Source organism: Bacteroides sp. (assembly GCF_052357945.1).
In the GTDB taxonomy this organism is placed as follows: domain Bacteria; phylum Bacteroidota; class Bacteroidia; order Bacteroidales; family Bacteroidaceae; genus Bacteroides.
In genome coordinates this window covers 12,673-28,107 of record NZ_DAWCXD010000063.1, presented here as the reverse complement: position 1 = coordinate 28,107, position 15,435 = coordinate 12,673, and the positions used below count along the sequence as shown (strand labels likewise).

The window sequence follows — 15,435 nt, the reverse complement described above, 5'->3', positions numbered from 1 at the left end:
TAAATACACTATGTAAATATATAAATTCCATACAATATATTACGCCACTAAACCTCCACAAAATTCCACATTACAGCAACATTTTATACAATATAAAAGAGAAATATAAAGTCTTCAAAAGAAGACGAAAAAAAGATGAACAATAAAGGACATATAAACCAATATTTATAACTTAATAATTAAAGTATGAAAAGCAACAAAAAAGGTAATCACCTGTACGCCTATAAGGATACTATCCGACGGCTATTTCTCCTCACTTTGTTTTCTTTTTTAATAGTAGAATCTTATGCCCAGAATAAGACAATTTCGGGCACAGTTACAGATTTCACCGGAGAACCGGTTATTGGTGCCAGTGTATTGGTTAATGGTACTACTAATGGTACAATTACTGATTTAAATGGCAAGTTTTCTCTTTCCAATGTGCCAATAAAAGGTACAATCACTATCACTTATATAGGATATAAAAAACAAGAAGTATCCGTAGCAGGAAATACCAACTTTAAAATTACTCTTCAAGAAGATACCGAGACCTTAGACGAAGTAGTAGTTGTAGGCTATGGAGTACAGAAAAAAAGTGACGTAACCGGTGCTATGGCTCGCGTAGGTGAAAAAGAACTGAAAGCAATGCCTGTAAGAAATGCGCTAGAAGGGATGCAAGGTAAAACAGCCGGTGTAGATATTACATCCAGTCAGCGTCCCGGAGAAGTGGGCAACATTAATATCCGTGGACAACGCTCTATTAATGCGGAACAGGGTCCACTGTATGTGGTAGACGGTATGGTAATTCAAAATGGAGGCATTGAAAATATCAATCCTTCCGACATTGAAGCTATTGACATTTTAAAAGATGCTTCAGCCACAGCTATTTATGGCTCACGTGGTGCCAACGGTGTGATTCTTGTAACTACCAAAAAAGGAAAAGAAGGTAAAGTGACCCTAAACTATTCCGGTACTGTCACTTTTGAAACGTTACACGATGTTACAGAAATGATGTCTGCCGCTGAATGGTTGGATTATGCCCGCTTAGCTAAATATAATGCAGGTTCTTATGCTTCTGCCACTCCAACTTATGAAGCAGATAAAGCTGCATTTGGTAGCGTAACCGCTTCATGGAAAAACATCGAAAAGGCATGGGTAAATGGAGTCTACGATCCATCTTTAGTAGGATCATACGACTGGGCTTCGCACGGTAAACAGACGGGGATTACACACGAACATACCTTAAGCGCATCCGGAGGGTCTGACAAATTCCAAGGCTATGCCTCATTCGGTTATTTGGACCAGAAAGGTACACAACCAGGGCAAGCATATGAACGTTATACATTAAAGACCTCATTTGATGTAACTCCTGTCAATTGGTTCAAAATGGGATCTTCAATTAATGCATCTTATTCCACTCAAGACTATGGATATAGTTTCTCCAAGTCTGTAACCGGTTCGGGTGATTTCTATAGCGCATTAAGAAGTATGATTCCATGGACAGTACCTTATGACGAAAACGGTGAATATGTCCGTTATCCGAGTGGGGATGTAAATATCATCAACCCTATTCGTGAATTAGACTACAACACCAACCAACGCCGCACTTTCCGTGCTTCTGCTAGTTTGTATTCGCAAATTGATTTCGGCAAAATCTGGAAACCCCTGGAAGGCTTATCTTATCGTCTTCAGTTTGGCCCTGAATTCCAATTCTACACTTTAGGAGTTGCTAATGCAGCAGATGGTATTAATGGAGATGGTAACAATGGTGCACAATACAAGAACGAACAAAAACGTGCATGGACATTGGATAACCTGATCTATTATAACAAAGCCCTGGGTCAACATAATTTAGGCATGACATTGATGCAATCCGCTTCGGCCTACCATTACGAGATGGGAGATATGAGAGCTACTAATGTAGCCTCATCGGATGAGCTTTGGTATAATATAGGATCTGCCGGTACACTAAACTCTTTTGGCACAGGTCTGACCGAAACTCAAATGGCATCTTATATGATTCGCCTAAACTATGGTTATAAAGATAAATACTTATTGACAGCATCTATGCGTTGGGACGGCGCCTCTCAATTAGCCGAAGGGCACAAATGGGCAAGTTTCCCTTCTGCTGCTATCGCATGGAGAATGGATCAGGAAGATTTCCTGAAAGACATCAGTTGGCTGAATCAGTTGAAACTTCGTATAGGTATGGGTGTTACAGGTAATGCGGCAATCAAAGCATATGCAACTAAAGGCGCTATCACAGGCTTATACTATAACTGGGGACAGAATGAGTCATCTTTGGGCTATGTACCTTCAGATCCTTCACAGAAGGAACCCGCCAAAATGGCTAATCCAACTCTAGGCTGGGAAAGAACTACACAATACAATGTTGGTGTTGACTACGGTTTCTTTAATAACCGACTTACTGGTAGTATCGATGCATACAAAACGAAAACTGATGATTTGTTACTGGAAATGTCAATTCCTTCACTAACGGGCTATGTTTCTACTTATGCCAATGTGGGTAAAACATCCGGATATGGAATTGACCTACAAGTAAATGCAATACCTATACAAACAAAAGATTTTTCTTGGAGCACTACTTTAACATGGTCAATGGATAGAAACCGAATCGACGAATTGTCTAATGGTAGAACAGAAGATGTGAACAACAAATGGTTTGTCGGTGAGGAAATCGGTGTTTATTACGACTGGGTATATGATGGCATCTGGAAAACAGAAGAAGCTGAAGAAGCTGCCAAATACGGACGTAAACCGGGACAAATCAAAGTGAAAAATTTAAATAATGACGATACAATAGATGCCAATGACGATAAGAAAATTGTAGGGCATACACGTCCACGCTGGACAGGTGGATGGAGTAACACTTTCAGCTATAAGAATTTTGAGCTATCCTTCTTTATTTTATCACGTTGGGGATTTACTGTTCCACAGGGAGCTGTTACTCTTGACGGTCGCTATATGCAACGTAAAATAGACTATTGGGTAGCCGGTACCAATGAGAATGCAAAATACTATTCACCCGGTTCTAACGGTGAAGGAGCCGATGCCTTTAACAGCGCAATGAACTATCAGGATGGTTCGTACATCAAAGTTCGTAATATCTCATTGGGTTATAACTTTACCCCACAACAATTAAAGAACTTGGGTATCAGTAATCTGAAGTTGTATGTTCAAGCCATGAATCCATTCAATATCTATAAGGCATGTGACTTTTTGGATACAGACTTGGTAAACTATGACAATAATGCCAAGACATTTGGTTCACCTACCACTTTGAAGAGTTTTGTAATAGGTGTCAACATCGGATTCTAATAAACAAATTAAAGTAAAGACATTATGAAATTAAATAGAATATTATTTGCTGCTTTAATGGCCAGCGTAACAGGAAGCCCGATCACTTCGTGCAGTGAATCTTTCCTTGATGAGAATTTAACAACTCAATATAGTACCGACCGCTTTAAGACACAAGAAGGTCTTGATGAATTAGTGACTGGAGCCTATCAGAAACTGAAATTCAAATTCAACTATATATGGGGGATTCAGTGCTACAACATGGGAGTAGATGAATTTACTGATGCTAATAATGTTATTCCAGCATGGAATCACTATAGTCAAGATTTAAATTCATCTGAAAATGCCGCCAACCAACCTATCTGGGACAATTACTACGGACTGGTTGAACCCGCAAACATATTGATCCAAAACATACCTCAATATTATAACCAAAGTTCACCCACATATAACACACGCTTGGGAGAAGCACATTTTCTAAGAGCCTATGCTTATTTTGAATTAGTGAAGCAATTTGGTGGTGTGCCGTTGAAATTAGTTCCGTCTACAAGCGCGGAAACGTACTTCACACGGAATTCTGCTGAAGAAATATACACACAGGTTATAGCTGATTTTGGAGAAGCCTACAGACTACTTCCGGATAAAGGTGAATCAATCGGACGAATTAACAAATATGCTGCTGCCCATTTCCTTGCAAAAGCACATTTATTCCGTGCCTCCGAATTGTACAGCGATTGGAATAGTAATTATGTAGCATCCGACCTCGATGCTGTTATTCAATATGGTTCGGAAGTTGTAGACGCACATCCATTGTGTAATGATTATGTAGAACTTTGGGACTATGAACAGCCGAACGGAGCCAATGAAAAAGTAAGTGAAGTGATTCTGGCAGCTCAATTCTCTAATGATGAATCAACATGGGGACGTTATGGAAATCAGATGCATCTTTATTATCCGGCCGTATACCAAGGTAATGATATAGGTGGATGTAAACGTGACATCTCCGGAGGACGTGAATTCTCATACGTAAGTGCTACAGAGTATACCATGCAGGTATTTGACCGTGTCAATGACTCTCGTTTCTGGAAATCATTCATTACCTGTTATGGAGCCAACGAAACCAAAAGTGCTCCCACCTGGACAGCAGAAGATATGCCATACGCTCCGGCAGGTGTAAAAGAAGGTGACAAACGTTTCAGTGGAGGTGAACTCGGTATGAAATACATCGTTAATGACCCGGGAGACAACCGATATGAGAAATATTCCAACGCTCCGGCATATACTGTTTTGAAAGATGGAAAAATGTGTAACACGTATACATATGTACGCTATTTCAAAGGACAGGAACACAGCTGGAATATAAATGAGAAAACGGGTAATTATTACGATATCATACCTCACAAGCGTTCAGTAGCTTTATCTAAATTCCGTGATGGTTATCGTGTTTCCATAGCATCGCAATTCGGTACTCGCGATGCTATCATCGCCCGTTCGGCAGATGATGTACTAATGGTTGCCGAAGCATATATTCGTAAGGGTGAAGCCAATTATGATAAAGCTGTCGAATGGATGAACAAACTGCGTGAACGTGCCGGTTATAAAACAGGTGAAGACCGTAGTAAAAACGTAGATGGTGGACAAGCCTATAAGAATAATCCTTATTGTTCCGGGAAAGGAGGTGGTCACTCCTCCGAAGGTGCTATTTACTGGGAAGAAAACACCTATTATGAGTCAAACAATATCGAACAGGAGACTACTGCTTCTACCAAAACTACAATGAAATTAAATAGTGTGGCAGATGTTTATAACTCTACAGTCGACACTCCTATCTACAACGAACTGGGGTGTACATCCAATGCTGACAAAATGATGTGCTTCCTATTAAATGAACGTACTCGTGAACTTTGTGGCGAATTGCAACGCTGGGAAGATCTGGCACGTACCAAGACGTTAGACACCCGTTGGCATAAATTCAACGATGGCGCCAGCAGAGGTCTTGGCGAATTCAAATCGGAGAAACATTACTATCGTCCGATCCCCCAAGCCTTCTTGGACGGTATCACCAATTCTAATGGTTCTGCACTAAGCAATGAAGAAAAGAAAGCAATGCAGAATCCGGGATATTAAGATAAACAACTAAACTTATTGCCACTTGGCACTCTTTGAAATAGTATTCCTAATCAAAGAGTAGCAAGTGGCAATATCATTTCTTATATTTCCGTTGTTTTTTCACTTCGTCTTCTTCATAAACATCTTAATCTGATCGCTAATCTGCTCCATCCCCTTTATCGAAGGATGACCACTCTTTTTGTCAATATCATGCAGTTCAATACAATCAATATTATAGTGATGACAGATAGCTCTGACCGACTCGTTAAACTCTTCCTTTAAACCTGAATTCAGCAGAAAATAGATTTCAACATTAGGATAACGATCAATCATGTGGTCGAGCAGATATGCCATGGCCGGACGGAATGTATATAAATCTTCCTTGGTCCACCCTTCATACTTGTAATCCCCAAGCGGTGAGCCGGCCCAACAATCATTCGTTGCACCGAAAATAAAGATGATATCCGGACATCCCAGTTTATCCATACGGGTAATAAAAGAACGATCCGAATAATCAGCCTGATTATAACCGGTATTACAAATCGTTGCACCGGAAAAAGAGTTGTTGACACAAAGGCGGTAGTTATTCTCTTTGATGAATTTATGCCACCAGGTCTGCTTTACGGAAGTTACATCCGTTTGCTGCCGCGGAGAAACATAATACCAAATGCTATTGGTATCGGGTTGCAGGTATCCTTCAAATGTTGAATACGAATCGCCTAAAATAGATATAGATTTCAGGCTTTGAGCAAAGCTGATACTGCTATATAAAGTGATTAGCAGTAATAAATAAAAGGATTTCTTCATCTTAGCATAAAGTTTTCAATTTTGCTGCTAAGATACTACATTATACTAAAATTATAGCATGAAATTTTCTGCTACTTTCAAGAAAGAGTTATTTCCCTTTCCTATCATAAGTCACATTCTTTTCCACCATATTCTCTACATTATTCACTTTCTTCACGAACTCTTTCACCTCACCCACTTTCACATTCTCAATCGTTACATTCTTAACCGGTAATTTGGCATTCCCCTTCAATTCATAGATGGCATCTGCCGACTCACAAGTCACCTTATCCATATAAATGCCATCAATACGGGTAATACGTTCCTCATAAGTAGGTACCAGGTTCTTCCATTGATACAATACTTCCGTATCTATTTCAAGCACCCGTTGAGCCGTGCCTGCCTGTACATTTTTCATGTAAACGTTTTCTATAAATCCACCCCGGCGATGATTGGTCTTCACGAAGAAAAGACGCATTACCGAATTAGGAGCCGTGCAATCGTGCATATAGATATTCCGTATGCCTCCGGATATTTCACTTCCGATGCCAAGCAAAGTATGCCCTTTAAGAATTTGACAACGACGGATAACAATATTTTCACAAGGAGTATTCAATCTCCAGGCATCCTGATTGCGTCCGGCCTTGATAACTACCGCATCATCCCCCTGATCGAAAAAACAATCCTCCACCAGAAAGTTACGGCTCATTTCAAAGTCGATACCATCGTTATTATGTCCATGAGCTTTCACATCCAGATTACGTACCACTCCCCCATCACACATATAAAGGTGAATGGTCCAGAACGGACTTTCACGTATCTTAAATCCATCCAACAGCACATTCTTGCAACGATTGAAATGAATCAGATGCGGACGAAGATGATTCTCCCCTATTGCCATCTGACGTTCGATTACAGGGACATTAGTCGAAGCTTTTGTATACAACTCCTTCAACGCTTCCAAATGAGGCTGGGGACGTTTGAACCAAACTCTCCAGGCATCCATTTTCGGCTGGAGAGTTCCTTTACCCGTAATCGCCACATTCTCACATTCAAAAGCATAAAGTAAAGGAGAATAGTTATAACATTCCAAGCCTTCCCAGGAAGTCATCACTGCCGGAAGATAATCAGAAGGATTATCCGTGAAATTCAAAACCGCATTCTCTTCCAAACAGAGGTTTACATTACTCTTGAAATGAATAGGCCCGGTCAGCCATGTACCAGCCGGAACAACCACACGTCCACCTCCCGCTTGATTACATGCCTCAATAGCGGCAGCAATGGCTTTTGTATTATCCGCCTCACCTCCCGGTTGTGCACCGTAATCCGTTATTGGAAAGTCTTTATCGGGATAAATAAAGATTTTAATAGGCTGCATGGGAAAAGGCGCTTTCACCTTTACCGTCTTATAATTATCACCGGCAAAAACCAAAGAAACTGTCAACAGACCAAAGCAGATACCTGCCATATATTTCAATAAGTTCGTCTTCATCGTGTGATTCAATTTTTAATTCATTCAAGTCCTGCAAAGATAAAAAGATCCTTTTATTGTTACATTGAAAAGACCAATACCCCTGCCGTAGGAATTTCCGCAGTTCCTATCAGTACCTTGCCCCCTTTCGGCAAGTTGAATGTATAAGGACGATCCGAATAATTCAAAACAATTCCCAATCCATTACGGTATTCCATTGTCACACCATAAGGCAGATCCATCACCGGGATATTCAGTTGTGCATATAGTTTCTTCAATATATCTTTTTCCAATGCTCCATCATGACTGTCCACTCCAATATAAGTGATTGTTCCCTTTCCTAATTTACGGAAAGTGACAGCCGGACTTCCTTCATAGAATTCGTTTTTATAAGTAGCCCAGACCTGTGCATCAGTGGGAGGATTCAGTATTTCTCCCCATGTATTCCACGCATACTCCTTTCCATTCATCACTACAGTACCGGGATCTTCAGGAAGAAGCAAATCGTAAAAGTTCATTTCGTTTCCTGTCAAAGGAGCGATCATGGAACCGAAAGGAGCTTCAGGAAGACGGCCATAACGGTCCTTCTGTGCCGTACGGCAGGTTAAGATTAGATTTCCGCCATTCTTCACGTATGCAATCCATTTATCCACCAGTTCTTTATCAGCCAATTGATAAGCCGGTATTACGACCACCGGATAATTGAATAAAATCTTTGTCTCTGATATAAAATCGACAGGAGCTCCGAATGATTTTAGGGTACGATAGTACTTTTCGATGTGTGCAAAAGTGTCCCATGTACGATTCTGCTTCTGCCGCTCGATACTCCAGGAATTTTCATGATTGAAAAGAATTGCAGTACGACGGGCAAGGTAATCGGCAGGTTTGGTTTCACGGGAAGAGCTATGTTTACGAAGTTCACGAATTTCCTTTATAAATGTCTCATATTCTCTTCCGCCGGGAGTAACAGTCACTCCGTCCGTGCCGACAATTCCGTAATGATATTGTTCCGTGCCGTAAAGAGGCTGGCGATAACGATAGGTGCAGATAAAATCACTTCCACCGGCAAACACACTCCACATCCACAGACGAACTGCGCCCGGAAGAGGTTGGGGATTGATACTGCCCCAGTTCACCTGTCCCGGCTGTAATTCCATCACACCATAAGTTCCCTGTATCGGACGGAAAAAGTCATTTGCCCAGGCTATCCGCAACGGATTACCTACCCGGTAGCCTCGACGACCAATCCCCTCATTATCACCATATACCATATAACGGGTATAACTTTGAAAATCAAGCGAGGGACTACCACCGATGTGACCTTCATCATAATTCGGTATATAATTCGTAGTCACCCATTGGTTCTTTGCATATTTCTTAATCAACAGACATTGTTCGTTCAGGAAATCATTGGTTTGTGATGCAGCAAAACGGCGGTAATCCAAAATTTGATGATGATTCATAAACATCTGTACGTGCTTGGGAAGCGTTATTTCATCAAAAGACGAATAAGCCTCACTCCAGAAAGCAGTGCCCCATGCATTATTTAAAAGTTGAATGTCATTATTGTATTTGGCACGGAGAAAATCACGGAAAGCAAGCTCTGCTTTCAGATTATAATCAAACTGTACAGCAGGTTCGTTGTCGAGTTGCCATCCGATAATACGGGAGTCATTGCCATAATGTTGCGCCAGTTTTTCAATCATCTTGTATGATAATTCCCTGTAAAGAGGCGAAGCAAATGAAGCATGCTGGCGAGCACCGTGGTCAAGTATCGTTCCATCCTCATTCTTCAATAGAATTTCGGGATATTTCCGGCTCATCCATACAGGAGGAGTGGCAGTAGAAGTACACATGATAACTTTCAAATCATACTTGGCTGCCAAAGCTACAGCCCTGTCCAGCCATGCAAAATCATAGCGCCCCTCTTCCGGTTCCAGTTGCGCCCAGGCAAACTCGGCAAAATGGGTAAATTCAAATCCCAGTTCATGCATTTTCTTGAAGTCACGTTCCCACTGGCTCTCATCCCAGTGTTCGGGATAATAATAGACACCCGTCAAAGTCAGGTCTTTATCATCAAACCAGGGAGAAGTTTCAATTACAGTCTTTTGAGCCTGCTTCTGTTGAGTTCCGGTTGCCAGTCTCTCTGCTGCCTGTATTCCGGTAGAAACGGTTAATAGACCGGCACAGAAAGTAGCCAGAATTTTACTTTTTACCATATACTTCATAAATTCGATTGATTATTAGCGTTATAAAACGTTATTCATATATTTTCCATTCCCACAAACCGGCATCTCCCCTGCGAATATGAAGACGGAGATAACGTGTCTCTCCTATTTCCCTAGCAATGTGTGGAGAGCATACTTGCACTTTGCCTTGTTCGGCACATGTCTGCCAATGTTTTCCGTCGATAGACTTCTCCAATCGCCAGGTATGTCCTTCAGTAGGACGGGTAAAATAGAACTGGCACTCCCCGACCTTACGGATTTCCTTTAAATCGACTGTAATAAACGGACTGCTATCCGTATCAGCCGCCATCCAACGGGTTCCATTCGATTCGTCAGCTACATGGGTAGCCTGATAAGTATGCGTGCGGGTATAGCTCTTCACCGAACCTTTTTCCGGCAACGGTTGATTGGGTTGCGTTTCGATATTGACCACGGAAGTACGGGGAGATTTCTCACTGGAAGCATAAAAATGCGACTGTAATGCCAGATTCGGCCGGGTCTCTTGGGAAGCAGCCAGATAACCTACACCACGCATATCGGGGATTAATGTCTTTATCGTTCCATCGTCATTAAATTCCATCCGGTTAGCATACACTTGACGGGTAGTTCCGCCATCTCCGTATTCCAGATAGAGAAAAATATATTCATCCGTTCCCTCGTCATAAAACACATTGCCATGTCCCGGTCCCCACACTTGATTTTCAGGAGAAGAGAATAAAAAAATGTCGTTCCCCTCCGGCTTTACAAAACCCGTCAAAGGAGACTCGCGGCTCATCATATAAGCATTGACATAATTCTGATGACCACTCAACGTATAAATATAGTAATAGATACCTTTACGCTTAAACATCACCGGACCTTCGGAATACCCCTGGCGGGCTGTTGCCAGAGTTATCGGCTCACCATCCAGATGAAGCCTGTCCGCAGAAAGCCGTCCCGCATTCCGACGACGCCAAAAGATATATCCTGAACCGTCGTCATCAATAAAAGGTTCTCCGTCAATATCATCAACGACAGCCGGGCTATCTGTAACTTCTTCTCCGGGAGGCAAAAGCCCCTGTCCCGCAGTAAAATGGAAAGGACCGTCCGGGCGATCAGCTACAAGCACATAAGTTCCCACCTTGTCATCCGGTTTCACAAACGTAACGTATAAATAAAACTTGCCGTCCTGCTCAATCACTTTTCCAGGCGCCCAATAACGGAAATAGCCCTTTTTCTTTTCACCTTTACCATTCGTGTAGTCATATCCTTTCGACCAGTCGAATCCACTGATATGGGAACCTTCGAAACTCCAGTTCACAAAATCTTTCGATTTCCATACGACAGGAGTTCCGGCACGTCCAAGTCCGTAATCCAGATCGGTAGTGCCATAAAGATAATAGGTATCACCAAATTTGGAGACAGACGGATCCGCCAGATTATCGGGAATAAGCGGATTATAGTTCCGGTCGGCAATCAGTGACTCCACAATGGAGGCATCCACCGCAAACGCCGTTCCATGACGAATCCCCCTCGGAAAAAAGACCTGATCGGACACATCTTCCCATGTTTCACCATAGTCCAAAGAACGAACAGCTCCATAACGATGGTCACGGTATTTATCAAAATAGACATAAAGCGTATCCCCTACAAAAAGAGGAGCCGGACCTTCCGCCCAATATTTTCCTGTAATAGGTGCCGATACTTTGGTCGGGAATCCTTTTTCTATCTTCTTTGTACGCGTCACACGCAAATTCTTTTCCGGCGGATTGGAATTTTCATTCTTGACTACCATTATCAAGTCTTCCCGCTTCGGGTCTTTCACAATAGCGGCATCAATCACACTGAAATCTGGATTGAAGAACATCTTCGTCTTTGAGAAAGTACGAAAATCCTTCGTTGTTACATAATAAATACGATGATTCAGTCCCTTCTCACTTTCACTGGTAGCCACTTCTTTGTGACGGCCGGGAATCGTAGTTGCCCAAAAGATATAATAAGTTTGTGAAGGTTCATCATAAAACAGTTCGGGAGCCCAACAGTTATGTGCATCCGGCTCGTGCATCATCACAGGGATTGCTTGTTGCTCACTCCAATGAACCAAATCGCGTGAAGAGGCATATCCGATAATCCGGTCCGTCCAACTGGAAGTCCAGACCATGTGAAAAGTTCCGTCCGGCGACTGGCAAATGCTGGGGTCACGCATTAATTTATCTTTACCAACCGCAGGGGTAAGATAAGAACGTCCGCCATGTAAAGGCAGCCAGTTCAATCCATCATAACTATATGCTAAATGCAGTCCGTCTTTACTGTCATTGATAAAATAAGAAAAGAGGTAAGCTGTCTCACCGGCAAAGATTGTCATCACCGACCAAAGACTTAGAGCTATCCAGATTACTACTTTTTTCATGGTTCCTTATTAAGATTAAAAAGTTTACCTTGCAAAGATAAGGCATCTCCGCCCCTCCTCAAAGATAAAGAGCATGGACAATATTTCAAATCCATGTAGTTTTGTACACGAACGCTTTTATAAGTCCATTTTGATACAATATTCTATGTATCTGTACATCTTTCTATTTACTAAACCCTTAAAAAGCTCTACTTTAGCGGCAGATTTTAAAAAGAATGAAAAACATATCAACTCTATATATCATGAAACGACTTTTAGTAAGTATTGCTATCGTATCTATCTCCATACTGACCGTAGCGGGGCAAAATCACTCTTTCAGCTTATCCGGCAAATGGAATTTCCGGATAGACCGGGAAGATACCGGCGTCAAGGAACAATGGTTCAAAAGATCCCTCGACGATTCTATCAACCTGCCCGGCTCCATGCCCGAAAAACTGAAAGGAGATGAAGTGACCGTCCGTACCCAATGGACCGGAAGCCTCTACGACAGTTCTTACTACTTCAACCCATATATGGAAAAATACAGGATAGAGGGACAAGTAAAGCTACCCTTCTTTCTGACTCCCGACAAACATTATGTAGGTGTGGCCTGGTATCAAAAGAAAGTGACAATTCCGGCTGACTGGAAAGGAGAAAGAATCACTCTTTTTCTGGAACGTCCGCACATCGAAACTACTGTATGGGTAAATCAGCAGGAGCTTGGTATGCAAAACAGTCTTTGTGTTCCTCATGTCTATGACCTGACTGCTGCAACCACTCCCGGAAAAACGTACCTGATTACCATCCGTATCGATAATAGAATCAAAGAAATCAATGTAGGTCCAGATTCTCACAGTATCACCGACCAGACACAAGGTAACTGGAACGGTATCGTCGGACGAATCGAATTACAAGCTACTCCCAAAATCCATTTAGAAGACATTCAGGTATATCCCGATTTGAGCAATCAGAAAGCGCTGGTTCGCATGAATATACAGTCTGCTTCTTCCACCAAGGGAGAGATCACCCTTTCCGCCGAGAGCTTTAACACGGACATTCAGCACAAAGTGGCTCCCGTACATCAAAGTTTCAACATCCGTCCGGGAGATAATCCGGTGGAAATGGAACTTCCGATGGGAAAAGAGTTTCTGACGTGGGATGAATTCAGTCCGGCACTTTATAAACTGACGGCAAAATTGACCAACGGCAAGCAAACTGACACGCGACAAGTACAGTTCGGTATGCGTGATTTCAAGATAGAAGGGAAATGGTTCTATGTAAATAGTCGCAAAACGATGCTTCGCGGTACGGTGGAAAACTGTGATTTCCCATTGACAGGCTATGCGCCGATGGATGTAACTTCTTGGGAACGGGTGTTCCGCATTTGTCGTAACTATGGTCTGAATCACATGCGCTTCCACTCCTTCTGTCCGCCGGAAGCAGCTTTCATCGCTGCCGATCTGGTCGGTTTCTATCTGCAACCGGAAGGACCGAGCTGGCCGAACCACGGTCCAAGACTAGGTAACGGACAACCGATTGACAAATACCTGATGGACGAAACCATTGCACTGACCAAAGAATATGGGAATTACGCTTCTTACTGCATGCTGGCTTGCGGCAATGAGCCTTCCGGTCGTTGGGTGGCATGGGTCAGCAAGTTCGTGGATTATTGGAAAGCAACCGATCCACGTCGTGTATACACAGGAGCCTCCGTTGGAAACAGCTGGCAATGGCAACCTCACAATGAGTATCATGTGAAAGCCGGCGCACGCGGACTTAGTTGGGCAGGTGCGCAACCGGAAAGTGAATCGGATTATCGTGCAAGAATCGACACGGTGAAACAACCGTATGTATCACACGAAACAGGTCAATGGTGCGTATTCCCGAATTTCAATGAGATCCGTAAATATACCGGAGTCAACAAAGCGAAGAACTTTGAAATCTTCCGGGATATTCTGAACGATAACCACATGGGAAGCCAGAGTCACGACTTTATGATGGCTTCGGGCAAATTGCAGGCACTCTGCTACAAACATGAGATTGAAAAGACCTTGCGTACTCCGGACTATGCGGGATTTCAGTTGCTGGCTCTCAATGATTATTCCGGTCAGGGAACTGCATTAGTCGGTGTACTGGACGTGTTCTTTGAAGAAAAAGGATATATCAACGCAGAACAGTTCAGACGCTTTTGCAGTCCGACCGTACCTTTGGCACGTATTCCTAAATTTGTATATGCCAACAATGAAACATTCCATGCCGACATTGAAGTATCTCATTTCGGAGCTGCTCCCTTGAAAAGTGCAAAAACAGTATATACCATTAAGGATAAATTCGGAAAAGTATATGCTCATGGAACTGTCGGCACCCATCACATTCCCATCGGAAATCTTTATTCTCTGGGTAGTGTAGATATGGCTCTGGAAGCAATCGACACACCGCAGAAACTAAATCTGGAAGTACGTATCGAAGGCAGTGATGCCGTAAACGACTGGGATTTCTGGGTATATCCGGCACAAGTGGAACTGGTACAAGGAACAGTATATACCACCGACACCTTGGATGCCAAGGCATTGGCTGTATTGCAAGACGGAGGAAATGTGCTGATTACGGCTGCCGGAAAGATACAATACGGCAAAGAAGTCAAACAATACTTCACTCCCGTATTCTGGAATACTTCCTGGTTCAAGATGCGTCCGCCGCACACAACCGGTATTTTCCTGAATGAATATCACCCTCTTTTCCGCGAATTCCCTACTGAGTATCATAGCAACCTGCAATGGTGGGAACTGCTGAACAAAGCGCAGGTGATGCAATTCACCGACTTCCCGGCAACATTCCAACCAACGGTTCAAAGTATTGATACCTGGTTTATCAGCCGGAAAATCGGCATGTTGTTCGAAGCAAAGGTCTTGAACGGTAAATTGATGATGACCAGTATGGACATTACTTCCCAACCGGAAAAACGAATCGTTGCCCGCCAGATGCATAAAGCAATCCTGGATTATATGAATTCGGATGCTTTCCGTCCGGCAGAAAAGATAGCTCCGGAGCTGATACAGGCATTATTCACCAAAGTGGCGGGAGATGTGAAATCTTATACCAAAGATTCACCTGACGAACTCAAACCGAAAATTAACTAAATGGGAAATTATCAGGCACACCCTGCATCCCATCAA

The 15,435-nt window shown here is 42.6% G+C and carries 7 protein-coding genes; 3 read left to right on the top strand and 4 right to left on the bottom strand.

Annotated features, from left to right (window positions below):
* The first annotated feature begins 186 nt into the window (after positions 1-186).
* Both ACT8YW_RS12745 and ACT8YW_RS12740 read left to right on the top strand, forming a co-directional pair.
* A complete protein-coding gene (locus tag ACT8YW_RS12745) occupies positions 187-3,318 on the top strand; it encodes a SusC/RagA family TonB-linked outer membrane protein (RefSeq protein ID WP_444105362.1) in 3,132 nt (1,043 codons plus the stop codon).
* A gap of 24 nt (positions 3,319-3,342) precedes the next feature.
* The gene (locus ACT8YW_RS12740; RefSeq protein ID WP_444105360.1) at positions 3,343-5,424 is read left to right on the top strand and encodes a RagB/SusD family nutrient uptake outer membrane protein; all 2,082 of its coding nucleotides are present in this window, start codon (positions 3,343-3,345) and stop codon (positions 5,422-5,424) included.
* A 102-nt stretch (positions 5,425-5,526) separates the two neighbouring features.
* On the opposite strand, the gene ACT8YW_RS12735 is transcribed toward ACT8YW_RS12740, so the two are convergent.
* The 4 genes from ACT8YW_RS12735 to ACT8YW_RS12720 all read right to left on the bottom strand — a co-directional run bounded on the left by ACT8YW_RS12735 (position 5,527) and on the right by ACT8YW_RS12720 (position 12,280).
* Positions 5,527-6,213, bottom strand: coding sequence for an SGNH/GDSL hydrolase family protein (locus ACT8YW_RS12735; protein WP_009000444.1), 687 nt, complete (start codon positions 6,211-6,213; stop codon positions 5,527-5,529).
* Between the two features lie 88 nt (positions 6,214-6,301).
* Positions 6,302-7,684, bottom strand: a complete 1,383-nt coding sequence (locus ACT8YW_RS12730; protein ID WP_444105358.1) for an alpha-d-galacturonidase — start codon at positions 7,682-7,684, stop codon at positions 6,302-6,304.
* A 59-nt stretch (positions 7,685-7,743) separates the two neighbouring features.
* Positions 7,744-9,891 carry a beta-galactosidase gene (locus ACT8YW_RS12725; RefSeq protein ID WP_444105356.1) on the bottom strand — a complete coding sequence of 716 codons (2,148 nt, stop codon included), beginning with the start codon at positions 9,889-9,891 and terminating at the stop codon, positions 7,744-7,746.
* A gap of 31 nt (positions 9,892-9,922) precedes the next feature.
* Complete coding sequence (locus tag ACT8YW_RS12720; RefSeq protein WP_444105354.1) at positions 9,923-12,280, bottom strand: family 43 glycosylhydrolase; 2,358 nt, start codon at positions 12,278-12,280, stop codon at positions 9,923-9,925.
* 242 nt (positions 12,281-12,522) lie between these two features.
* Between ACT8YW_RS12720 and ACT8YW_RS12715 the strand changes: the two genes are divergently transcribed.
* Positions 12,523-15,399 carry an exo-beta-1,4-galactosidase gene (locus ACT8YW_RS12715; protein ID WP_444105352.1) on the top strand — a complete coding sequence of 959 codons (2,877 nt, stop codon included), beginning with the start codon at positions 12,523-12,525 and terminating at the stop codon, positions 15,397-15,399.
* The last annotated feature ends 36 nt before the right edge of the window (positions 15,400-15,435 follow it).